Genomic DNA, 22,442 nt, shown 5'->3' with positions numbered 1-22,442 from the left:
CGTAATACGACTGATACGTGAATTCGTAGTATTTGTGGTAGACAGTGACCTGAGCCACATGCAGTGGCCTTCCAGGGCCCACGAACCCGGAGCACCGACATGAGCACCGTCGACGTCCTCGCGGCAAGCGACACCGCAGGAGAAGATGTGCGGCTGATCACGGCCGCGGTCGTCGGCGTCGCCGTCATCGTCGTCCTGATCACGTGGCTCAAGCTGCACCCCTTCCTCGCTCTGTCCATCGGTGCGGTAGGTGTCGGCGTCGGCGCGGGCCTGGGCGCAACGGATTCTGTGGCCTCCTTCGTCGAAGGCTTCGGTTCGACGATGGGCAGTGTCGGCCTCCTCATCGGCTTCGGTGCGATGTTCGGAAAGCTGCTCGCCGACTCCGGCGGCGCCGACCGGGTCGTCGACACGCTGGTCAACCGGTCCGGGCCCCGCACCCTGCCGTGGACGATGGCGCTCGTCGGCGCGGTGATCGGCCTGCCGATGTTCTTCGAGATCGGTCTCGTGCTGCTGATGCCCGTCATCATTCTCGTCGCGCGGCGATCAGGGCAGTCACTCATCCGCATCGCCATCCCCACCCTGGCCGGACTCTCCGCCATGCACGGGCTCGTCCCCCCGCATCCCGGGCCGCTCGTCGCGGTGTCGGCGCTCGACGCCGACCTGGGGCTGACCCTCGCTCTCGGCATCGTGGTGGCGATCCCGACGGTGGTCATCGCCGGACCGCTGTTCGGCAAGCTCGCGGCGCGATGGGTCGACGTCCCCGTGCCCGACCTCTTCACGACCCCGGAGGATCTGGAAGGCGCCGAGGCCGCAGCCCAGCGTCAGCGCCCCGGGTTCACGGCCACGCTCTGTGCGATCCTGCTGCCCGTCGTCCTCATGCTCGGAAGAGCCCTCTCCGACGTCGTTGCGCCCGACTCGGAATCCCCCTACAAGGCGTTGCTCGACTTTCTCGGCACCCCCGTCGTAGCCCTCGGCCTGGCCGTGCTCGTCGGCATGGTGCTGCTCGGTCGCGGCGGCGGCATGGACCGCAAGGACATCGCCGGTTCCCTGGAGAGTTCGCTGCCGCCGATCGCGGGAATCGTGATGATCGTCGGTGCCGGCGGCGGCTTCAAGCAAGTCCTGGTCGACACCGGGATCGGCGACGTGATCGCCAACGCCATCCAGGACAGCATGCTCCCGGTGCTGTTCCTCGCCTGGCTCGTCGCGGTCCTCATCCGGGTTGCCACCGGTTCGGCCACCGTTGCCACGGTCACCGCGTCCGGCATTCTCGCACCGGTCGCGGCGGGCCTTTCGACGACGCACGTTTCGCTGATGGTCCTTGCGATCGGGGCGGGCTCCCTGTTCCTCTCCCACGTCAACGACGCCGGATTCTGGCTCGTCAAGGAATACCTGGGTGTCACCGTGGTGCAGAACCTCAAGACCTGGACCGTGATGGAATGCGTCATCTCGGTGACCGGTCTGGCCGGAGTGCTCGCGCTGAGCGCCTTCATCTGAGGAGGGGACCGATGATCGAGCCGAAGTTGGTGGGCTGCACATGAGTACGCGCGAATGCACTCCGGAGACGGCACCTCCCGTCGTGGTGCTGATGGGAGTGTCGGGATCAGGCAAGTCGACGATCGCGGGAATCATTGCCGGGACGCTGGGCTGGGAGCTCCAGGAAGGCGACGCCCTGCACCCCCCAGCGAATCTCGCGAAGATGGCGTCCGGGCAGCCGCTCACGGACGAGGACCGCTGGCCCTGGCTGGAACGGGTCGCGCAGTGGGTTCAGGAGCACACGGACAAGGGGCTGCCGGGGATCATCACCTGCTCGGCCCTCAGGCGCAGCTACCGAGACCTGCTCCGCGGCGACCACGTCGTCTTCGTTCATCTCGTCGGCACGCGTGAACAGATCGCAGAACGACTCACGACCCGACTGGACCACTTCATGCCGGCGTCGCTGCTCGATACCCAGATAGCGGCGCTCGAACCGCCCGATCCCGACGAGGACGCCATAGTCGTCGGGATCGGGGACCCGCCCAGCCAACTCGCGGCGGAAATCATCGCCCAGCTCGAGCCTCGGCTGAGATCGCACGGCGGACGAGCGGAGACAGGGTGAGCAGTAGTCCGGCCAGCGCGACCCCCGTAACGAGCACGAGCCCGGACTGGAACTGCTGGATTCCCGCACCGCCGACACTGCTCGCCGCGTGCGAGCCTCCCGTGACAAGAGCGGTGGTCAGTGCCAGCACCACAGCGGCACCGACCTGAGCGGATGTCTGCACCAGTCCGGAAGCCAGGCCTTGCTCGTGGTCCGCGACCCCGGCCGTCGCCTGGGCCATGATCGAGGTGAAGCCGAAGGCGAATCCGACTCCGAGCAGCAAGACGCTCGGCAGGATCGACACGACGTAGCTCGGTTGGTCGCTGCCCATGAGCAGGAACCACACATACCCGAGGCTCAGCGACGTCAGAGCCGTGATGATCATTCGTGCCGTCCCGAACATGTCGACCAGACGACCGATGAACGGCGAACCGAACGCGACGATGAGACCGGCGGGAAGCAGGCCGAGCGCCATCTCGAGCGGCGACCAGCCCAGAACCGACTGCAGGAAGATCGTCATCATGAACTGGAAGCTGAGATAGCTACCGAACAGCGCGATGATGCTGACGTTCGCGCGGACGATCGCACCGATCCGCAGGATGCTCAGTCGCACAAGGGGATGCGTCACACGGTTCTCAATGACGAAGAACAGCGCAAGCAATGCGGCCGCCGCAACGAACGACCCCAGCGTGAGCGGGTCCGCCCACCCGCGCTCGGGTGCCGATACCACTGCGTAGACGGTCAGCAGCATGCCGGCAACCAAGGTTGCGGCTCCGAGAACGTCGTGGCCGCCGGTGTCCGCAGGCCGATCCCGCGGAATGAGCGCGATACCCGCCACGAGGGCGAGTGCGGCGAACGGGACCGGCATCAGGAACGTCCACCGCCATCCGGCACTCGTGAGTAGTCCGCCGAGGATGAGTCCGGACGAGTACCCGCTCGCGCCGAACACCGAGAAGATCGACAGGGCTCGATTGCGGGCGGGCCCCTCGCGGAAGGTGGTGGTGAGAATCGACATCGCCGTCGGTGCTGTGAAGGCGGCGGCGAGCCCCTTCACGAACCGGGTGGCGATGAGAAGGGTTCCGTTGTCGACGAGTCCACCGACCAGAGACGCGATCGCGAAGATCGCCAGCGCGATCAAGAACACCCGGCGGCGGCCGAGGAGATCGGCGGTGCGTCCCCCGAGCAGCAACAGACCGCCGAAGCCCAGAACGTATCCGTTGATGACCCACTGCAGCGAAGTGGTGGTCAGGCCGAGTTCGATACCGATCGACGGCAGGGCCACTCCGACCATCGATACGTCGAGACCGTCGAGGAACATCACGAGACACAAGACGGCGAGGATGCCCCAAAGTCGGGGGGTCCAGGCCTGGTCGGTCGCCGGAGCCGAAGTGCCCGACGAGGTGGCGAGCTCCGGGGACGTGTTGTTGAGAGTCACGGCGGTTAACTTAGTTGCATACGCAATCACTGTGCAAGCACTTATTGCATCTGCATTTAATTCGCTTGCATCAGTTTCGTATGCTGATTACCATGCGGGGCATGAGCTCGGACGCTGACCTGCGTAGCACGTGGCGGTCGCTCGCGAGCAAGTACAACGAGATCGCCTGTCAACTGGACCGTGAGATGCAAAATGCCCACGGTCTCAGCATGAGTGACTTCGAGACCCTCGACCGGCTCATGGACGCCACCTGCGACCACCCGCGGATGAACGAACTCGCCGCGGAGATGTACCTCAGCCCGAGCGCACTGTCGCGCAGCGTCGCGCGGCTCGAGAAGGCTGGGCTCGTCGTCCGCGCCCTCTGTAAAGCAGACCGACGCGGCGTCTTCGTCGAAGTCACCGCCGCCGGACGGAAGGTCCACGCCGACGCCAAGAAGATTCAGGCCGACGTTCTCGCGGAACGACTCACGGACGCAACGTGATCCGTCAGCCGGATCGAGGCCTGGGCTGACATTTGGGGCAACTGTACGACGAACGGTTCATGAACTTCTCGCGCCGGATCGGCGCCCCGCAGCGTCGGCACGGCAGGTTCTCCTGGCCGTACACGGCCAAGGAACGGTCGAAGTAGCCGGACTGTCCGTTGACGTTGACGTACAAGGCATCGAACGATGTTCCGCCCTGTGCGAGTGCCTCCTGCATGACCTCCCCGGCGGCGTCGAGCAGTCGACGCAGCCGCTGCCCGCTCAGCTTGCCTGCGAGCCGGTTGCCGTGAATCTCGGAGCGCCACAACGCTTCGTCCGCGTAGATGTTGCCAACGCCCGATACCAGGGTTTGGTCCAGGAGGGCGCGCTTGATCTCGGTCTGTTTGCGGCGCAACGCTTTCACGAGTGCGTTGGCATCGAAGAGCGGATCGAGAGGATCACGAGCGATGTGCGCGACCGCATCGGGGACCACACTGCCGTCGACGGTGACGAGATCCGCGAGCGCCCACCCTCCGAACGTGCGCTGGTCGACGAAGCGCAGATCAATTCCCGAGTCGAGCCGGGCCCGGATGCGTAGGTGCTTCTCGTCAGCGACCGTGGGGTCCTGGACGAGCATCTGGCCGCTCATCCCTAGGTGGACGACGAGCGCGATCTCACTGGGCTCGAGGACGAGCCAGAGGTACTTGCCGCGGCGCTCGGCCGACGTGATGGTCTGGTCCTCGAGCCGCCGGACCAGGTCGACCGATCCGGGCAAGTGCCGGCGGACAGCCCTGGGATGCAGGATCTCGACCGAGTCGATCTTGCGGCCTACGACGTGCGCGCCGAGACCGCGCCGGACGACCTCGACCTCGGGAAGTTCGGGCACGGTTCGTCTCGCTCTGTCGTCGAACTACTGCTCGACAGCGCGCTCGTCGACCTCGGGTGGGGCATAAGACGATCGGGTGGCAGACTCCGACAACGCGCTCCACGCAGTGCTGGCGGCCTTCTGTTCGGCCTCCTTCTTGGAGCGGCCCACGCCCACACCCAGCGCCCCTCCACCGACGAGGACGGTCGCAGTGAACTCCTTGTCGTGGTCCGGGCCCGTTGCACTGATCTCGTATACCGGAACCCCGATGCCGCGCTCAGCGGTGAGTTCCTGGAGGCTGGTCTTCCAGTCGAGACCGGCACCGAGCTTCGGGGCACGAGCGAGCAGATCGGCGAACAACTCGAGCACCACCGCGCGCGCTGTGTCGATGCCGTGCTGCAGATGCACGGCCCCGAGCAGCGACTCCATGCCGTCGGCGAGGATGCTCGGCTTGTCGCGCCCTCCGGTCATCTCCTCGCCCCTGCCCAACAGCAGGTGTGCACCGAGCCCGCCTGGGCCCAGACCGCGGGCGACCTCGGCGAGCGCGTGCATGTTCACGATGCTGGCCCGGATCTTCGCAAGCTCGCCCTCGGACTTCTCAGGGTGCGAGAGGTACAAGCGTTCGGTGATGGTGAGGCCGAGGACCGAGTCCCCGAGGAATTCGAGCCGTTCGTTGGTCGGCAATCCACCATGCTCGTATGCGTAGGAGCGGTGCGTGAGCGCGAGCGTCAGGAGCGACTCGTCGAGAGGCGCACCGAGAGCGGCGAGGAGCGATCCATGATCCTCCTCGCCGCCGACAGGTGCCGTATTGCTTTTTTTGCTGGTCACAGCGCTACAGAGCAGACTAGACCGCAGCGGTTACCTGACGGCCCTTGTAGGTGCCGCACGACGGGCACGCGGTGTGAGGCAGCGTCTTCTCTCCGCAGCCACGGTTCGGGCAGGTGATGAGGGTGGGCGCAGTGGTCTTCCACTGGCTCCGCCGCGACCTCGTGTTCGACCGCGACATTCTGCGCTTGGGGACGGCCACGTCTACTTCTCCTCGTTGTTCTTGCTGGCATCAGCAGTTGCGTTGCTGGCATCGGACCCTGCGCCGAATTTGGCTGCGAGCCCAGCCCAGCGAGGGTCCATTGTCTCATGAGCATGCCCGGATTCGGCAATCGCCAGGCGAACGCCACATTCGGGGCACAATCCCTCGCAGTCGTCGCTGCAAAGGGGCTGGAGCGGAAGCTCCAGCCCGACCGCATCGACTATCACCGGCTCGAGGTCGATCTCGTCGTCCACGATCCGGTAGACCTCGCCCTCCTCGGTGGTCTCCTCGGTCGCACTGTCCGGGTACGCGAACAGCTCGGTGAGGTGGAGATCCACCGAATCGTCGAACGGTTCGAGGCACCGCGAGCACGAGCCCACGACGTCGGCTCGAACGGAGCCGGTCACGAGGACCCCCTCGGACACGGCCTCGAGCCGCAGATCGAATTCCACGTCCGTCCCCTTCTCGATCCCGATGAGGTCGAGACCTACACGAGAAGGCGCTGGAACCACCCGTGAAACCGTGCGCATCGAACCGGGACCGCGGCCCAGTGAGAGCGTGTCGAGCACGAAGCCCTCGTCGCGAGTCGGGCGCGAGGAGCCGTGACGATGGGAAGACACCGGAATTCTCTTTCAGAAGAACGTGGAACGGGCAACCAGTCCACGATACGCGATCACGGTGCCCAGACAAAAACTGCTGGTCCCGGGCGAAAAAGGGCGAAAACGGACAGCCATCAGCGGTGGCGGCCGCCGTAGCCGGCGTCGTAGTCGGGCACCCCGCTCCCCGTCCGCAGTTGCTGACGTCCGCGGCCCACCGACCGGATGGTGCCGCTGAGGAAGTCCTCGAACTCCGCGAGCTTGGTGTCGACGTACAGGTCGCATTCGGAGCGCAGGCGGTCCGATTCTGCGTGAGCAGCGTCGATGACACGCGCCGACTCCGCATGTGCGGCCTGGACAACCTCTGTCTGCGAGACGAGTCGCTCCTGCTCTGCGAGGCCGTCCCCCACGGCCCGCTCGTACGATGCCTTGCCCGACTCGATCATCCGGTCGGACTCGGCGCGGGCGCGGGAGGTCAGCGAGTCGAACTCCCGCTGCCCCTCGGCGACGGTCGAGTCCGCCTCCTCGCGAGCGTCGAGAACCAACTGCTCCGCATGCGAGCGCGCCTCGGCGACCATGCGGTCGGCCTGATCCTTGGCGTCGGCGAGGATCCGGTCGGCGTTCTCACGCGCATCGGTGATCGTCTCGTGCGCTTCCGCATTCGCGCTCGAAACGGTCTGCTCCGCGTTCTGCCGGGCATCCCCGACCAGCTTGTCGCGATGGTCGAGCACGTCCTGCGCGTCGTCGAGTTCGCCCGGGATCGCGTCCCGCACGTCGTCGAGAAGCTCGAGGACGTCACCCCGCGGTACGACGCACCCCGCTGTCATCGGAACCCCACGCGCCTCCTCGACGATCGCGACAAGCTCGTCGAGTGCCTCGAATACCCGGTACACGCACAACCCCAATCGTCAGTTGCCATTGCTCGTGCTGGAACTTAAGTCTGCCCCAGCCGCCGCGGCCTGGCCGCCGCGGCGGCCGGTGTGTCGGTTCGGAGGACTCTCAGGACTTCTCGGCGGCCCGCTCTGCGAGCCGAGCAGTCAGCCGGGTATGAACCTTTTCAGGCACCATGTCCGCGACGTCGCCGCCGAACGTCGCCACCTCCTTGACCAGTGAACTGGACAGGAAGCTGTACGTGGGATTGGTCGGGATGAAGAGGGTATCGACTCCCGACAGCTTCTGGTTCATCTGCGCCATCTGCAGTTCGTAGTCGAAGTCGTTGGCGCCACGGAGCCCCTTGACTATGGCCGTGATCCCTTGCGACTTCGCGTAATCCACGAGCAGCCCTTGCCACGCGGCGATACGGACGTTGCCCAGGTGGCTGGTGGCGTCCTCGAGCATCTCGATGCGCTCGTCGACGGTGAACAGACCGCTCTTGTTCTTGTTCACCATGACGGTCACGACGACCTCGTCGAACAGCGCGGCAGCGCGTCCGATCACGTCCAGATGGCCGTTGGTCACGGGGTCGAAGGATCCAGGGCAGACGGCGCCAGTCATGAATCCAGACCGTAGCAGGTAGCGATCTCGATCCTGGTCTCGCCGTAGCGCTTGACGCGCTCCGGTTGCAGCCCGTCGGGCCAGGACGTCTCGGCAGAGCGCGACGACCGCTCCACCACGACGATCGAGCCCTCCCCCACCCAGCCGTTCGCGACGAGCGCGCCCAGCGCCGCGGTCACGTCGTCTCCGGTGACCGCGTAAGGCGGATCGGCCAGCACGATGTCGAACTCGAGCTCGGCGACCGAACCCACGACGGCCGCGACCGGGGCGGTGCGCACCGCCGCGCCGGACAGACCGACCGCGGTCATGTTCTGCTTGATGACCGCGGCGGCCTTGACGTCGGACTCGACGAGCAGGACGTACTCGGCACCGCGTGAGAGCGCCTCGAGCCCGAGGGCGCCAGAACCTGCGTACAGGTCGAGCACTGTGGCGCCCTCGAGGTCGATTCGGCTGTCGAGCGAACTGAACAGGGCCTCACGGACCCGTTCGGGCGTCGGTCGGGTCCCGCTAGCGGGCACCTTCAAACGCCTGCCCCCGGCCCGACCGGCGACGATTCTCGTCACGCTGCAATCCTGTCCAGTCGCTCACTGTGATTCGTTTCCCGGCCATTCGTTGCCGGGTCATTCGTTGCCGGCGGTCTCCCTGGTCGAAACGACGGCGAGGAGATCGCCACCCTCGACTTGCGAGGCGCCAGCGATGGCGACGCGCGTGACGATACCGCTGCGCGGCGCGGTGATGGCCGCCTCCATCTTCATGGCCTCGATCGTCGCGACGGTGTCGCCCGCTGAAACCTGCTGTCCCTCGGTGACGACGAGGCTGACGACCCCGGCGAACGGCGCTGCGATGTGCCCGGGGTTGTCCTTGTCGGCCTTCTCGGCAGCAGGCACCTCGCTCGCGATGGACCGATCACGCACCGACACCGGGCGCAGTTGGCCGTTGAGGATGCACATGACGGTGCGGTAGCCGCGTTCGTCGGGTTCGGAGATCGCCTCGAGCCCGATGAGCAGCTCGACGCCCTTGTCCAGCCTTACGCGATGTTCCTCGCCGCGACGCAGGCCGTAGAAGAACTGGTTGGCCGACAGCTGTGACGTGTCGCCGAACTTCTCTCGGTGTGCTTCGAATTCCTTTGCGGGACCGGGGAACAGCAGCCGGTTCAAGGTGGCCCGGCGATCCTTCGACGAACCCGACAGACCCTTGCGATCATCGGGCGTGAGCGGGGTCTCCGGCTTGGCGGGACCGCGGCCCTCGAGCGCCTTGGCGCGGAACGGCTCGGGCCATCCGCCGGGCGGGGTGCCGAGTTCGCCGCGAAGGAATCCGACGACAGAGTCGGGGATGTCGAATTTGGCGGGGTCCGTGGCGAAGTCGTCGACCGGGACGTCGGAACCGACGAGATGAAGTGCGAGGTCGCCGACGACCTTGGACGACGGGGTGACCTTTACCAGACGGCCGAGCATGCGGTCGGCAGCGGCGTACTTCGACTCGACTTCCTCGAAGCGGTCGCCGAGACCGAGAGCGATCGCCTGCTGACGCAGGTTCGACAGCTGGCCTCCGGGGATCTCGTGGGTGTAGACCCGTCCGGTGGGTGCTGGGATGCCCGTCTCGAACGGTGCGTACACCTTTCGGAGCGCCTCCCAGTACGGTTCGAGGTCGCACACGGCGTTCAGGTCGATGCCGGTGTCGTGCTCGCTGTGCGCCGCAGCCGCGACGATCGCCGAGAGGGCGGGCTGGCTGGTCGTACCGGCCAGCGGTGCGGCGGCACCGTCGACGGCGTCGGCGCCTGCCTGCCAAGCCGCGAGGTAGGTCGCGAGTTGGCCGCCGGGGGTGTCGTGGGTGTGCACGTGCACCGGCAGGTCGAAGTTACTACGCAACGCCGACACGAGCTTGGCGGCGGCGGGGGCACGCAGCAGGCCGGCCATGTCCTTGATCGCCAGGACATGGGCGCCGGCCTCGACGATCTCCTCAGCCAGGCGCAGGTAGTAGTCGAGCGTGTAGAGATTCTCGTTCGGGTTGGCCAGGTCGCCGGTGTAGGAGAGGGCGACCTCGGCGACGGTGGTTCCGGTCTCGCGGACTGCCTCGATCGCGGGGCGCATCTGGTCGACGTTGTTGAGGGCGTCGAAGATCCTGAAGATGTCGATACCAGTCGCCGCGGCCTCCTCGACGAAGGCTCGGGTGACTTTCTCCGGGTAGGGCGTGTAGCCGACGGTGTTGCGTCCACGCAACAGCATCTGCAGGCAGATGTTCGGCACGGCCTCCCTCAGGGCGGCCAGGCGGTACCAGGGGTCCTCGTGCAGGAACCGCAGCGCGACATCGTAGGTCGCGCCACCCCATGCCTCGAGCGACAACAGCTCCGGCGTCATCCTGGCGACGTGGCCGGCGACGCCGAGCAGTCCGGACGTACGCACCCGGGTCGCGAGCAACGACTGGTGGGCGTCGCGGAACGTGGTGTCGGTGACCGCGAGTGCCTTCTGCTCGCGCAGCGCCTTCGCGAATCCCTCGGGCCCGAGGGCAAGCAGCTTCTGCCGCGTTCCGTCCGGCGGGGCCGCATCGAGGTCGATACTGGGCAACTTGTCGTGCGGGTACACCGCCGTCGGCCGCTCACCGTGCGGCTTGTTGACGGTCACGTCCGCGAGGTAGTTGAGGATCTTCGTGCCACGGTCGGCGGAGCTACGCAGCGTCAGCAACTCGGGACGCTCCTCGATGAACGAGGTCGTCACGCGTCCGGCACGGAAGTCGGGGTCGTCGAGGACTGCTTGCAGGAACGGGATGTTCGTCGAGACACCCCGGATGCGGAACTCGGTCACCGCGCGACGGGCGCGCGCAACGGCGGCGCCGAAATCCCGGCCGCGGCAGGTCAGCTTGACGAGCATCGAGTCGAAGTGGGCGCCGACTTCGGCACCGAGGTTAGCGCCGCCGTCGAGGCGCACACCGCCGCCGCCCGGGGTCCGGTACCCGGTGATCCGACCGGTGTCCGGCCGGAATCCGTTTGCCGGGTCCTCGGTTGTGATCCGGCACTGCAACGCCGCGCCGCGAATCGTGACCGATTCCTGGGACAGGCCCAGATCCGCAAGGGTCTCACCTGAGGCGATCCGCAACTGCGCGTGCACCAGGTCCACGTCGGTGACCTCCTCGGTCACCGTGTGCTCGACCTGGATCCGCGGGTTCATCTCGATGAACACGTGGTTGCCGCGGGTGTCGAGGAGGAACTCGACCGTGCCCGCGCATCGGTAGCCGATCTGCTTGGCGAAGGCGACCGCGTCCGCGCAGATCCGATCCCGCAGCTCGGGATCCAGATTCGGGGCCGGCGCCAACTCGATCACCTTCTGGTGCCGACGCTGCAACGAACAGTCCCGCTCGAACAGGTGGATCACGTTGCCGTCACCGTCGGCGAGAATCTGGACCTCGATGTGGCGCGGATCGACCACCGCCTGCTCGAGGAACACCGTCGGGTCACCGAACGCCGACTCGGCCTCCCGCGAGGCAGCCTCGATCGCTTCCCTCAACCCCGACCACTCCGCGACCCGGCGCATGCCACGACCGCCGCCGCCGGCGACCGCCTTGACGAACACGGGGAACTCCATGTCCTCGGCCGCTGCGAGCAGCGCATCCACATCGGAAGACGGCTCCGACGACGCCAACACCGGCAAACCCGCCGCCTTCGCCGCCGCGATCGCCCGCGCCTTGTTCCCGGTCAACTCGAGCACCTCGGCCGACGGACCGACGAACGTGATCCCCTTCGCCTCGCACGCTGCCGCAAGGTCCGGGTTCTCCGACAAGAATCCGTAGCCGGGATAGATCGCATCTGCGCCGGCACGCTCGGCGGCCGAGACGATCTCCTCCACCGACAGATACGCACGGACCGGATGTCCGACCTCACCGATCTGATACGACTCGTCGGCCTTCAACCGGTGCACCGAATTGCGGTCTTCGTATGGGAACACCGCCACCGTTCCAGCACCCAGTTCGTAGGCCGCACGGAAGGCACGGATCGCGATTTCGCCGCGGTTGGCGACGAGGACTTTGGTGAACATGGCAAGAAAAGTACCGCGTTCCGGGCCACTGTGCGGTACCGACCCTTGGCCGAAACAGACACTTTGCAAACTTCACAAATCGCCCAGCTGACGTGTGAAATTGTCACATTTGCAAACCAGGGAAGAACGACGGGACAGGACCTCGCACCCGGTCGGCGCAGGCCGGAGAGGACTTCAAGACCTCCCCAGGAACTCGATGCGTTCGGCATCGAGCGCAGAGGCCACCAGAGCGGCGAGCCCGGGGTGCTCGGTCAGATCCGGGTCGGCGTCGGTGACATCGCGGGCGAACTCGCGAGCCGCCTCGATGACATCTTCATGTTCGAGCAGCGACAGCAGCCGCAGCGTCGTTGCGGTGCCTGACTGCGCCGACCCCAGGACGTCGCCCTCCCGCCGCTGTCGTAGATCCAGTTGCGCCAGCTCGAAGCCGTCGTTGGTGCCGGCGACCGCCGTGAGCCGTTCGAACGCCGGCGAACCCGGATTCATGTCGGTGATGAGGATGCACAGGCCTTGATGGCTGCCACGGCCCACCCGTCCACGAAGCTGGTGGAGCTGGCTCACCCCGAACCGATCGGCATCGACGAGCACCATCACGGTGGCATTCGGTACGTCGACGCCGACCTCGACGACAGTGGTGCACACCAGTACGTCGATCGCGCCGGCCTTGAAGTCGCGCATGACCGCGTCTTTCTCGTCCGCCGGCAGCCGACCGTGCAGCAGCCCCAGTCGCAGGTCCCGCATCGGCCCATTCCGCAGCTGGTCGAACAGGTCCACCGCCGATGTCGTCTCGGGCGGCTCCTTGCCGGCGCCGCGCAGATCCGCCTCGTTCTCGCCGTCGCCGATCCGCGAACACACCACGTATGCCTGCCGACCGTCGACGACCTCCTCCCGGATCCGCTCCCAGGCTCGCGCCACCCACTGAGGCTTCTGCCGGGCCGCGACGACGTTGCTCACTATCGGCGCGCGTCCCTTCGGCAGCTGTCGCAGGGCCGACGTCTCCAGATCGCCGAGCACCGTCATCGCGATCGTGCGCGGAATCGGAGTCGCGGTCATGACGAGCACGTGCGGACTCAGGTCGTCACGTGCCCGCGAACGCAGCTCGTCGCGCTGCTCGACGCCGAACCGGTGCTGCTCGTCGACCACGACGAACCCGAGGTTGAAGAACGTCACCTCGTCTTGGATCAGCGCGTGCGTGCCGATGACGATGCCGGCGTCACCGGACACGATGTCGAGCAAAGCTGCCTTCCTGGCCGCGACCGGCATCGACCCCGTCAGCAAGGTCACCTTCGTCGCGACGTTCTCCGCGCCCAGCTCGCCTGCGATCCCGAGCGGCCCCAGCATCTCCCGCAGCGAATGGGCATGTTGCGCCGCAAGCACTTCGGTCGGTGCGAGCATTGCGCACTGATAGCCGGCATCCACGGCCTGAAGCATCGCCCGCAGCGCCACGACTGTCTTGCCCGATCCGACCTCACCCTGCAGTAGCCGGTTCATCGGGTGAGCTTCGGCCAGGTCGTTCGAAATCTCCTGCGCCACCTGCTTCTGACCGTCGGTCAGCTCGAAGGGCAGCCGACGGTCGAACTCGGCGGCCAATCCGTCGCGTTTCGGTGGGCACTGGGGAGCCGCACGAGCGGCGACGTCTCGGCGACGCCTGGCCAATACCAACTGCAGCGCGGCGGCTTCGTCGAAGCGCAGCCGCTCGTGTGCCCGAGCGACGTCGTCACGGGTGTCGGGCAGATGAACCATGCGCAATGCCTCGTCAAGGCCGACGAAGCCGTGTTCATCTCGCACCGCGCGCGGCAACGGGTCCTCGACCTTGTCGAGTTGGTCGAAGACCTGCCGAACGCAACGAAGCAGGGTCCAGCTCTCGATCTCGCGCGTCGCGGGGTAGAGCGGAATCAGTTCCCGATTGAAGATCGACATGTCCACGCCGGAACCGGACTCCTGGGTGGCACGTGCCATTCCGGCGAGTTCTCCCGCGCCCCGTACGTGCGCCAAGGAGACGACTTGATCCTCGCCCTCCGCCGGCTCCGGCAGGATCAGATAGCTCGGGTGGGTCAGGCTCCACTTGCCGCGGAAGTACTTGACGGTTCCCGAGAACATGGCCCTGGCGCCCTTGCGGACCGCGTGCTTGACCTTGTGCGGATTGAAGAACGTCGCATCGACGCTCTGCGATTCGGCCGCGAGGACCACCTTGAGCATCTGCCCACGCCGGCTCTTCATGTTCACGACGTCGGCCTTGACGACCCGGGCGATGATCGTGATGTGGGAGCCCTCTTCGGGATCCTTCTCGGTCAGCTCCCGCCCCTGTGCCGCATAGCGGTGCGGGTAGTGCCGCAGCAGGTCCTCGACCGTGTGGATATCGAAGGCATCGACCAGCGCGTCCGCCGTCTTTGCTCCCAACAAGTGGTCGAGTCGATCAGTCAGCGTCGCCATGTCGGACTCCCCTGACCGCCCACGGTTCGAACACTCGCCCGCTACGCCCTATGCCTCCAACCGGCGTGCCTGTACCCAGCGTGCCTCTAACCAGCGCTCTAACCAGCGTGCCTCTAACCACCGTCACCGCCATCCACTCCGCCTTCTACTCGACCCCGAACTGCAACAGGTCGCGACTCTGACCGCCCCGGTAGACCACCACCTCGACGCCGGGGTTGCGGGAGCTGATGTACGCAGCCACCCGTTCTCCGAGTTCGTCCGTCGCCTTCGCGCCCAGCAGGATCGTCACGAGTTCGCCGCCAGCTCCAAGGACGAGTTCCACGAGACGGCAGCCCGCCGCCACCACATCCGGGTCGATCACCACAACCTCATGGCCGACGAGCCCGAGGCCGTCCCCGGGTTCGCAGGTACCGACGTAGGTCAGCGCGCGCTCGTCAGCGATCCGCAGCGATCCCCACCGGGTCGCCGCCGCGGCCTCGGACATCGCGAACGCGTCGTCGACGCCGATCCGGTCCGGGTCATGCACGGCGAGTGCCGCGAGGGCCTGAACCGTCGACGAACTCGGCAGGAACACGACTTCCCGGTCGTCGCCCCGTGCCTGCGCACCAACCGCGACGAGGTCCTGTGCGGGCAAGGCGCCGTTGGGTAGCACCATCACCTCACGCCGCCCGGTGCCGCGGATAGCGGCGAGAAGCTGCGCCGGGGTGATCGCGCCGTAGGAGCGCAGCACCTGCGCGCCCTCCTGGGAGAACAGTTCGGCCGACCCCTCCCCCTCCACCACCGACAGGATGGCACGCGGGCCGCGCCCGGCCGCCGCCGCCGACCGCGACGCGTCCAGCACGAAGCATGTGATCCGCACGTCGGACAACCGCCCGGCGGCGAGCCCGGCCTCGATGGCGGCCCCCGCGTCCGCACAGTGCACATGCACCGACCACATGGCGCCGGCGCTGGCGCCGCCGTCGTCGCTGTCACCGGCATCATCGCCGCCGTCACTGACAATGACGACCGAGTCGCCGAGTTCACCGAGTCGTGCACGGAGCGTCGAGATGCTTCCGTCGTCGGCGGCGACGAGGTACATCACCTCGTAGTCCTGACCAGGAACCTCATGAGCAAGGTGAGGCGCCGAGTAAACATGACCGGTGTCCGATCCGCGTTCCCCCTGGCACGTCGGCAGTGATGTGCCCTGACGCGTTGCCAGTGACGAGCGTTCGGGTGTATGACCGGTGACGGTCTCAACCAGGGCGTCGAGGATCACCACCAGCCCAAGTCCACCGGCATCGACCACTCCGGCCGCACCGAGGACATCCAGCTGTTTGGGTGTCCGCGACAGCGCCTCGGCGGCGGTGTCGGCCGCCACCCGCACCAGTTGGGTGAGCGACGCGTTCGGTTCAGCCGCCTCGACCGCGTCCGCGGCGGACTCGAGGACCGTCACGATCGTCCCGGCCATCGGCACACTCACCGCGGCGAGCGCCAGGTCTGTCGCGTAGCGCAACGCCGACCGCAGACCCGTACCGCCGAGGATCTCGGGCGTCGCCGATTCCTCGAGTCCACGAGCAAACCCGCGCAGCACCTGGGACAGGATCGCTCCGGAGTTCCCCCGGGCACCCGAGACCGCGCCCCGCGCGAGCGCCTTGGCGACGGCCGCAGCACCATCGTCTTCACCGACGGATTCCCCCGCACACACCGCGGACCGCATGGTCGCCAGAAGGTTGGTCCCGGTGTCGGCGTCGGGGACGGGAAACACATTGAGGTCGTTGATCTCGTCGCAATGATCCTCGAGACCGGTGATGCACGTGTGGGCCCACCGGCGCAGCGCAAGACCATCCACCGTCTCCGCGACCTCGAGCACCCGCCCGTCCTCCTCCTCACCGACCTCGCGCGACCACCGATCTAGCACGATTGCCGACCCTGCGTGACCATCGAACCGACGCCCTGCGGGGACGTCGATCTCAATCAGCAAGCCTAGCGGGGACCACGGACACCCCAATGGTCCCGCGACACGTCGGGGAGGGCACGGTCGATAGGGTCGGCCGATCGAGTCAGTCGATCGAGTCAGTCGATCGAGTCTGGGACGAGGTTCGAGGTGTCCCCTTGGGTGACACGAACGGTGATCTGGCCTGATTTGGCCAATCGAGGCGGCAGCGGTTAATCTTGTCGGGTTGCCTCGCACGAGCAGCTGCGTTGCGCGTGTTCGAAGGCCGCCCAAAACAATGTTTGACTATCACGAGGAGTTCGCGACTATGGCTGCCGTCTGCGACGTTTGCGCCAAGGGCCCCGGCTTCGGTAAGTCGGTCTCGCACTCGCACCGGCGTACCAATCGTCGCTGGAACCCGAACATCCAGACCGTTCGCGCTCAGGTTGCCCCCGGCAACACCAAGAAGCTGAACGTCTGCACCTCTTGCCTGAAGGCCGGCAAGGTCGTCCGCGGCTGATTCAGCCTACGCGGACCGTTCTCCACTGAACCCCGACACTGTTGGTGTCGGGGTTCAGTTGTCTTCGGAGTTCTCGTGCGTTCCGGGCTCTCGTGCGCCGTCCCGAGTCCGGGCCCTGTCGGTGGGTGGGAGCGGAACCAGCCAGGTGGGAACAGGCTCCACCGGGGTGGACGGATAATGTGCTCCACGTGACTGCAACAGACGCACCCAGCAATGTCCGGATCGAGGACGGCGTACTGCGCGTGGCCGTGGCCACCGCCGCCAACGCAACCGCCCTCGACGTCGACGAAATCACCCAGGCTACTTCTGCACTACGCGAAGGGGGTTCCGCCATCGGAGCGGTACTCCTCGTCGGTGAGGGAGCGAACTTCTGCGCCGGCGGCAACGTTCGGGCGTTCGCGGCAGCCGAGCGCCGCGGCGAATACGTCGGTGAGGTCGCCGGCGCATTCCATGAGTTCGTTCGCGCACTCGACGACACGACAGTTCCCGTGGTCGCAGCCGTGAACGGATGGGCCGCCGGTGCCGGCATGAGCATTGTGTGCCTGGCCGACATCGCGATCGGCGGTGCGTCCACCAAGCTGCGCCCCGCCTACCCAACCATCGGGTTCACCCCGGACGGCGGCATGTCCTGGACACTGCCTCGCATAGTCGGAGCCTCCCGAGCCCGCGAGATCCTCCTGACCGACGCCGTACTGAACGGCGAGGAAGCGGTGCGACTGGGCCTGCTCAGCCGCCTGGTCGAGGATGACCAGATCCGGGACGAGGCCGTACGCATCGCGCGCACTCTCGCCGTCGGCCCGACCGCGTCCTACGCGGGCATCAAGAAGCTGTCCAAGAGCAGCCGCACCAACTCGCTGTCGGAGCAACTCGACGCCGAGACTGCGTCCATCTCCGCCGCCGCGGACAGCCCCACCGGTCGTGAGGGTGTGGACGCGTTCGTCGAAAAGCGCCGGCCCGACTTCTCCTCGGTCCGCAACGCCTGAGCGGGCCCCGTCGCTGCCGGACCCGAGGCCGGCAGCGACGGCCACAGTCGTGGATCCCGCGCGGTCCCCCGCTTCTTCAGTCGCGGCACGTATCAGGGCAGACGCCAGTCGACGGGCTGAGCACCGAGTTCCGCGAGTAGCGAGTTGGCCCGACTGAAAGGCCGCGACCCGAAGAAGCCGCGCGACGCCGACAACGGCGACGGGTGAGCCGATTCGATCGTCGGGACGTCCCCCAACATCGGCTTCAGCGTGCCGGCATCGCGTCCCCACAGGATCGCCACCATCGGTGTCTCCCGCGCGACGAGCGCGCGAATCGCCTGCTCCGTCACGGCTTCCCAACCCTTGCGCCGATGCGAGCCGGCCTCACCCGGCGCAACGGTGAGCACCCTGTTGAGCAGCAGCACACCGTTCTCGCTCCACGGCGAAAGATCACCGTTGGACGGCGTCGGGTATCCGAGGTCCTGGCTGTACTCGGTGAAGATGTTGTCGAGACTCCGCGGCACAGGGCGGACGTCGGGTGCCACCGAGAAGCTCAGTCCTACAGCGTGGCCGGGTGTCGGATAGGGGTCCTGTCCGACGATCAACACCCGGACATCCTCGAATGGACGTGTGAAGGCCCGCAGCACGTTCTTTCCGGCCGGTAGATAGCGGCGCCCGGCCGCGATCTCTTCGCGCAGGAAGTCACCCATCGCGGTGATCCCGGCCTCGACGGGCGCGAGCGCCTTGGCCCAACCGGGATCGATCAGGTCGCCGAGGGGTTTGGCCGTCATCAGGCGAGCCTGCGTAGCGAGTCGCGGTAGTACGCGGCGTTCGCCTGGTACAGCTTGACGTTGAGGTCGAGATGGCCTTCCGGAACCTCGAACCCCTCACGGACCTTCGCCGGCACACCCAGCGCCATGCTGCGTGAGGGTACCTCGAACTTGAACGGCACCACGGCTCCCGCACCGACAACCGATCCCTCACCGACGACGGACCCGTTGAGCACGACCGCTCCGGACGCGATGAGGCAGTTGTCGCCGATCGTGGCGCCCTCGATGTGGGCATTGTGGCCGACGACACATCCGGCACCAATGTTCGTGGCATCGGTCGCCGTGCAGTGGATGATGGTGCCGTCTTGGATATTGGTGCCCGCGCCGACGCTGATGGTGCCGTAGTCGCCGCGCAGCACCGCGTGCGGCCAGATCGAAACACCCGCCCCGAGGGTGACGGCGCCGATCACAACGGCGTCCGGGTGGACGTAGACGTCCGGTGCGATGTTTGGTTCGCGATCGCCAAGTGCGTAGATTGCCATCCCTGCAACCTATCCCGCGTCGAAGCTCTGCCAGCCCCCGGACGCCGTCCAGGGGCGTCCATCGACGAGTACTGCCGCACCTCCGTTGCCAGGAGCGACCTCCCCGATCGCCGTCCATCCCGCCGGGAGATCCGCGACGGAGGCGAAGGTGGCCGCGAGGGCGTGGTCCTCACCGCCTGTGAGGATCCATGCCCACGGGTCGCGTTCGAGCCGTTCGGCAGCAGCGGCGAGGGCGGGATCGAGTCCGACCGAATCGCGGTCGATCCGGATCTGCACACCGGAAGCGTCCGCGACGTGGCTCAGGTCCGCGACGAGACCATCGGAGATGTCGGTCATGGCTCGCACGCCCGATCGAGCCGCGTCGAGACCGGCGGCGTACGGTGGCGCCGGAACCCGGTGCGAGTCGATCAGCGCCGTGAGCGAAGTAGCCGTGGTCGAAGTATCGGGCGGCCCCTCGACTCCGATCCCGGCCGACAGCAACGCCAGTCCAGCGGCGGAGCGGCCGAGCCGACCGGCGACCGCGACGACGTCACCGGCACGCGCCCCCGATCGGAGCACCGGTGCCCGTCCCTCGAGGTCGCCGAGCACCGTCACCGACACCACGATGTGGTCCGACTGCACCAGGTCTCCCCCAACCACGCCCGCGCCGAGCGCCTCCGCGGCGAGTCCGATGCCCTCGGAGATGCCGGCCGCCACGGACACCGGGGTTTCGGGCGGACAACCCAGCGAGACCAGGAAGGCCGTCGGCCGGGCCCCCATCGCCGCAATGTCCGCACCATTCTGTGCCACGGCTTTTCGCCCGACCTGCTCGGGCGTCGACCAGTCGAGCCGAAAATGTCGGCCCTCGATGAGCATGTCCGCCGATACCGCGACCCGTCCGTCCGTGGCCTGCACCAGCGCCGCGTCGTCGCCCGGCCCGACAAGCGTCGTCGTCGGCTGCCTGCGTCGTGCCACGACCTGCTCGATCACGGCGAACTCGCCCACTTGCGCCACGGTACGCTCGCCGTGGCCCCGCTGCGGTCGAGAGGTGTCGATGGTCGTCCTCCAAGTGTCTCTGCGGCGAGTCGTTCACGCGTACCACCTGAGGCCTCTACCACTCGAGTCGGTGGTGCCGGGCAACAGGTGCCGTGCGACGACTGCGGTACCTTTTAATTTGCGGCCGGCCGCCTGGTGCGGAACGCCGGCAGGAGTCTCGGGGGTGTCCCGATGGTCCCTCGGGACTCTACCGAGATGACGGCGCATTACGTCGATGACGGCGCATTACGTCGGGAAGGGATGGACCGGTGGTTCAGGCTTTCGTACTGATCCAGACAGAGGTCGGCAGGGCGGCCACGGTCGCGGCGACACTTGCCCGAATCTCCGGCGTCGACTCCGCCGAGGATGTGCTAGGACCCTACGACGTGATCGCGCGGGTCGGCGCACCCGCCGAGTCGGGACTGTCCGACGTCGTCGACGACATGAAGAAGGTTCAGGGCATTACCCGCATCCTGACCTGCCAGATCGCGGCACCAGCCGCACCGACCGAGAACTGAGATGTCCGAACCCCAGAACCCCTCGTCCGAACAGGACCCGACGGCCGAAGAGAACGCCACGGCCGAACAGAACGAGCACTCGACAGAGAGGCGTCACCCCGCACTGATCGCGACCGCGGTCGCGCTGCCCGTGGCTCTAGTCATCGGTGTGATCGTGGCCGCCGCCATCGCCAACAGGACCCCGGTCCAGCAGCCGGTGGGACTCGGTCCCGTCGAGGCCCCGGCCGCCGAGTCCAGCGAGTGCACCACACTGATGGCAGATCTCCCGGAGAAGCTGGGCGACTTCACCCGCGCGGAACTTCGGGATCCGGCGCCCGTGGCGGCCGCAGCCTGGCAGCAGACCGAAGGCGAACCGATCGTGATGCGATGCGGCCTGCCTCGGCCGCCAGAGTTCAACGAGGCGTCGCCACTCAGCATCGTCGACGGCGTGCAATGGTTCGAAATCTCCGGCGCCGCACAGGGCATGGACGCGAGCACGTGGTACGCCGTCGACCGCGGCGTGTACATTGCGCTCACCGCGCCGGGCGGGTCGGGTCCTACGCCATTGCAGGATGCTTCCGCCGCGGTGGCGAAGGCGCTGCCGGCGCAGCCGCCCGACCCTGCGCCGATCCCCTTCCCCTGAGTCCCAGAATCCCCTGAGAACCAGAATCCCCTGAGTCCCGGGTACGGGATCCCCTACCGGAGTCCGGTCCCGCGCGCCAACGCTGTTTCGACGAGCGTCGAGACCAGATCCGCGTACTCGATTCCCGCAGCCTGCCACATTCGGGGGAACATCGATATCGACGTGAACCCCGGCATCGTGTTGATCTCGTTGATCACGGGACCGTCGGCGGTGATGAAGAAGTCGACCCGCGCCAAACCCTGGCAGTCGAGCGCGCGGAACGCGCGGACCGCCAGTTCACGGATCTGCTTGCTGACGGCGTCGTCGAGCTTTGCCGGGACGTCGAACTCGCAGACGTCGTCGAGGTACTTGGTGTCGAAGTCGTAGAACGCGGACTCGTCACCACCGGTGTCGGGCATGCGGATCTCTGCCGCCACGCTCGCCCGCACATCGCCGTCGGGGAACTCGAGGACGCCGCACTCGACCTCCCGTCCCACGATGGCGGACTCGACGATCACTTTCGGGTCGTGTTTGCGTGCGAGAGCGATCGCCTCGTCGACGTGCGCCCAGTCCGCAACACGCGTGATGCCGATCGAAGAGCCACCGCGCGCGGGCTTGACGAAGACCGGCAGACCGAGTCGATCCATCTGATCCAGGGTGAGCGTCGGGGTGCCCGGACGCAGCACCACCTGATAGCCGACCGGAAGTCCCTCAGCGGCGAGGAGTTTCTTGGTGAACTCCTTGTCCATACCTGCCGCACTCGCCAGGACACCGGGACCGACATACGGGACCCCCGCCAACTCGAGCAGGCCCTGGATCGTGCCGTCCTCTCCGTAGGCGCCGTGCAGAACCGGGAACACTACGTCGACCGCGCCGAGTCCCTGGCCCGCCTGCGCCCCGTCGAGCACCACCAGCGCACCTGCACGGGTGGGGTCCACAGTGATCGCCACCGCCGTCCCATTCGCGTCGACAGTCGGCATCGAGCGGTCACCCATTGACAAGGCCGCCGGATCGGTCGACCCCAACACCCAGGCGCCATCCGTTGTGATCCCGATCGGCACCACCTCGTAGCGGTCCGGGTCGAGGTTCCTCAGGACGCTGCCGGCGGACACGCAGGACACCGAATGCTCGTTGCTTCGGCCGCCGAAGAGGACTGCGACCCTGGTACGCGGATTGCTCACGCCCCAAACCGT

General features: G+C 67.0%; 22 protein-coding genes. 7 read left to right on the top strand and 15 right to left on the bottom strand.

Annotated elements, in window-relative coordinates:
- The first annotated feature begins 99 nt into the window (after positions 1–99).
- Positions 100–1,494: a GntP family permease gene (locus EF834_RS06930; RefSeq protein WP_127946463.1), complete on the top strand. Its 1,395-nt coding sequence runs from the start codon at positions 100–102 to the stop codon at positions 1,492–1,494.
- Positions 1,495–1,534: 40 nt separating this feature from the next.
- The gene (locus EF834_RS06925) at positions 1,535–2,095 is read left to right on the top strand and encodes a gluconokinase (RefSeq protein WP_127946462.1); all 561 of its coding nucleotides are present in this window, start codon (positions 1,535–1,537) and stop codon (positions 2,093–2,095) included.
- On the opposite strand, the gene EF834_RS06920 is transcribed toward EF834_RS06925, so the two are convergent.
- Positions 2,037–3,392, bottom strand: coding sequence for an MFS transporter (locus tag EF834_RS06920; RefSeq protein ID WP_408014481.1), 1,356 nt, complete (start codon positions 3,390–3,392; stop codon positions 2,037–2,039). The genes EF834_RS06925 and EF834_RS06920 overlap by 59 nt on opposite strands.
- A gap of 218 nt (positions 3,393–3,610) precedes the next feature.
- Here EF834_RS06920 and EF834_RS06915 point away from each other — a divergent pair, with 218 nt between their 5' ends.
- A complete protein-coding gene (locus tag EF834_RS06915; RefSeq protein WP_127946460.1) occupies positions 3,611–3,991 on the top strand; it encodes a MarR family winged helix-turn-helix transcriptional regulator in 381 nt (126 codons plus the stop codon).
- Positions 3,992–3,995: 4 nt separating this feature from the next.
- Here the strand turns inward: EF834_RS06915 and mutM are convergent, their stop codons facing one another.
- The 10 genes from mutM to EF834_RS06865 form a co-directional block, all read right to left on the bottom strand.
- Positions 3,996–4,856 (bottom strand): bifunctional DNA-formamidopyrimidine glycosylase/DNA-(apurinic or apyrimidinic site) lyase, encoded by an 861-nt coding sequence (mutM, locus tag EF834_RS06910; protein ID WP_127946459.1) that lies wholly within the window; start codon positions 4,854–4,856, stop codon positions 3,996–3,998.
- Positions 4,857–4,880: 24 nt separating this feature from the next.
- Positions 4,881–5,663: a ribonuclease III gene (gene rnc / locus EF834_RS06905; protein WP_127946458.1), complete on the bottom strand. Its 783-nt coding sequence runs from the start codon at positions 5,661–5,663 to the stop codon at positions 4,881–4,883.
- 16 nt (positions 5,664–5,679) lie between these two features.
- Positions 5,680–5,862 (bottom strand): 50S ribosomal protein L32, encoded by a 183-nt coding sequence (gene rpmF / locus EF834_RS06900; RefSeq protein ID WP_127946457.1) that lies wholly within the window; start codon positions 5,860–5,862, stop codon positions 5,680–5,682.
- A gap of 2 nt (positions 5,863–5,864) precedes the next feature.
- On the bottom strand, positions 5,865–6,431 hold the full coding sequence (locus EF834_RS06895; RefSeq protein WP_127946733.1) for a YceD family protein: 567 nt from the start codon (positions 6,429–6,431) through the stop codon (positions 5,865–5,867).
- Between the two features lie 164 nt (positions 6,432–6,595).
- A complete protein-coding gene (locus EF834_RS06890) occupies positions 6,596–7,351 on the bottom strand; it encodes a DivIVA domain-containing protein (RefSeq protein ID WP_127946456.1) in 756 nt (251 codons plus the stop codon).
- Between the two features lie 106 nt (positions 7,352–7,457).
- Positions 7,458–7,952, bottom strand: a complete 495-nt coding sequence (gene coaD, locus EF834_RS06885; protein WP_127946455.1) for a pantetheine-phosphate adenylyltransferase — start codon at positions 7,950–7,952, stop codon at positions 7,458–7,460.
- Positions 7,949–8,515, bottom strand: a complete 567-nt coding sequence (gene rsmD / locus EF834_RS06880; protein WP_127946454.1) for a 16S rRNA (guanine(966)-N(2))-methyltransferase RsmD — start codon at positions 8,513–8,515, stop codon at positions 7,949–7,951. Before rsmD ends, coaD begins: the two co-directional genes overlap by 4 nt.
- Positions 8,516–8,572: 57 nt before the next feature.
- On the bottom strand, positions 8,573–11,980 hold the full coding sequence (locus EF834_RS06875) for a pyruvate carboxylase (protein ID WP_127946453.1): 3,408 nt from the start codon (positions 11,978–11,980) through the stop codon (positions 8,573–8,575).
- Positions 11,981–12,154: 174 nt separating this feature from the next.
- Positions 12,155–14,410: an ATP-dependent DNA helicase RecG gene (gene recG / locus EF834_RS06870; RefSeq protein WP_127946452.1), complete on the bottom strand. Its 2,256-nt coding sequence runs from the start codon at positions 14,408–14,410 to the stop codon at positions 12,155–12,157.
- A 145-nt stretch (positions 14,411–14,555) separates the two neighbouring features.
- Positions 14,556–16,259 carry a DAK2 domain-containing protein gene (locus tag EF834_RS06865; RefSeq protein WP_127946732.1) on the bottom strand — a complete coding sequence of 568 codons (1,704 nt, stop codon included), beginning with the start codon at positions 16,257–16,259 and terminating at the stop codon, positions 14,556–14,558.
- A 391-nt stretch (positions 16,260–16,650) separates the two neighbouring features.
- Here EF834_RS06865 and rpmB point away from each other — a divergent pair, with 391 nt between their 5' ends.
- Together rpmB and EF834_RS06855 are read left to right on the top strand one after the other, a co-directional pair.
- The gene (gene rpmB / locus EF834_RS06860) at positions 16,651–16,842 is read left to right on the top strand and encodes a 50S ribosomal protein L28 (protein WP_127914308.1); all 192 of its coding nucleotides are present in this window, start codon (positions 16,651–16,653) and stop codon (positions 16,840–16,842) included.
- 188 nt (positions 16,843–17,030) lie between these two features.
- Positions 17,031–17,825 carry an enoyl-CoA hydratase/isomerase family protein gene (locus EF834_RS06855; RefSeq protein ID WP_127946451.1) on the top strand — a complete coding sequence of 265 codons (795 nt, stop codon included), beginning with the start codon at positions 17,031–17,033 and terminating at the stop codon, positions 17,823–17,825.
- Positions 17,826–17,917: 92 nt separating this feature from the next.
- Here EF834_RS06855 and EF834_RS06850 read toward each other — a convergent pair whose 3' ends face one another.
- Genes EF834_RS06850 through EF834_RS06840 form a run of 3 tightly spaced genes read right to left on the bottom strand, consistent with a single transcriptional unit; the run spans position 17,918 to position 20,109 of the window.
- The gene (locus EF834_RS06850; protein WP_127946450.1) at positions 17,918–18,595 is read right to left on the bottom strand and encodes a uracil-DNA glycosylase; all 678 of its coding nucleotides are present in this window, start codon (positions 18,593–18,595) and stop codon (positions 17,918–17,920) included.
- On the bottom strand, positions 18,595–19,116 hold the full coding sequence (locus EF834_RS06845; protein ID WP_127946449.1) for a gamma carbonic anhydrase family protein: 522 nt from the start codon (positions 19,114–19,116) through the stop codon (positions 18,595–18,597). The genes EF834_RS06850 and EF834_RS06845 overlap by 1 nt, the downstream gene beginning before the upstream one ends.
- 9 nt (positions 19,117–19,125) lie before the next feature.
- On the bottom strand, positions 19,126–20,109 hold the full coding sequence (locus tag EF834_RS06840) for a thiamine-phosphate kinase (protein WP_127946448.1): 984 nt from the start codon (positions 20,107–20,109) through the stop codon (positions 19,126–19,128).
- 290 nt (positions 20,110–20,399) lie between these two features.
- On the opposite strand from EF834_RS06840, the gene EF834_RS06835 reads away from it, so the two are divergent.
- Both EF834_RS06835 and EF834_RS06830 read left to right on the top strand, forming a co-directional pair.
- Positions 20,400–20,648, top strand: a complete 249-nt coding sequence (locus EF834_RS06835) for an Lrp/AsnC ligand binding domain-containing protein (protein ID WP_127946447.1) — start codon at positions 20,400–20,402, stop codon at positions 20,646–20,648.
- A gap of 1 nt (position 20,649) precedes the next feature.
- Positions 20,650–21,270, top strand: a complete 621-nt coding sequence (locus EF834_RS06830; protein WP_127946446.1) for a DUF3515 domain-containing protein — start codon at positions 20,650–20,652, stop codon at positions 21,268–21,270.
- 53 nt (positions 21,271–21,323) lie between these two features.
- Here the strand turns inward: EF834_RS06830 and EF834_RS06825 are convergent, their stop codons facing one another.
- The gene (locus EF834_RS06825) at positions 21,324–22,430 is read right to left on the bottom strand and encodes a D-alanine--D-alanine ligase family protein (protein ID WP_127946445.1); all 1,107 of its coding nucleotides are present in this window, start codon (positions 22,428–22,430) and stop codon (positions 21,324–21,326) included.
- Positions 22,431–22,442 lie beyond the last annotated feature (12 nt).

The organism is Rhodococcus spongiicola (assembly GCF_004011835.1).
GTDB classification, from domain to species: Bacteria; Actinomycetota; Actinomycetes; order Mycobacteriales; family Mycobacteriaceae; genus Prescottella; species Prescottella spongiicola.
This window is presented reverse-complemented; position numbering and strand designations above follow the sequence as displayed.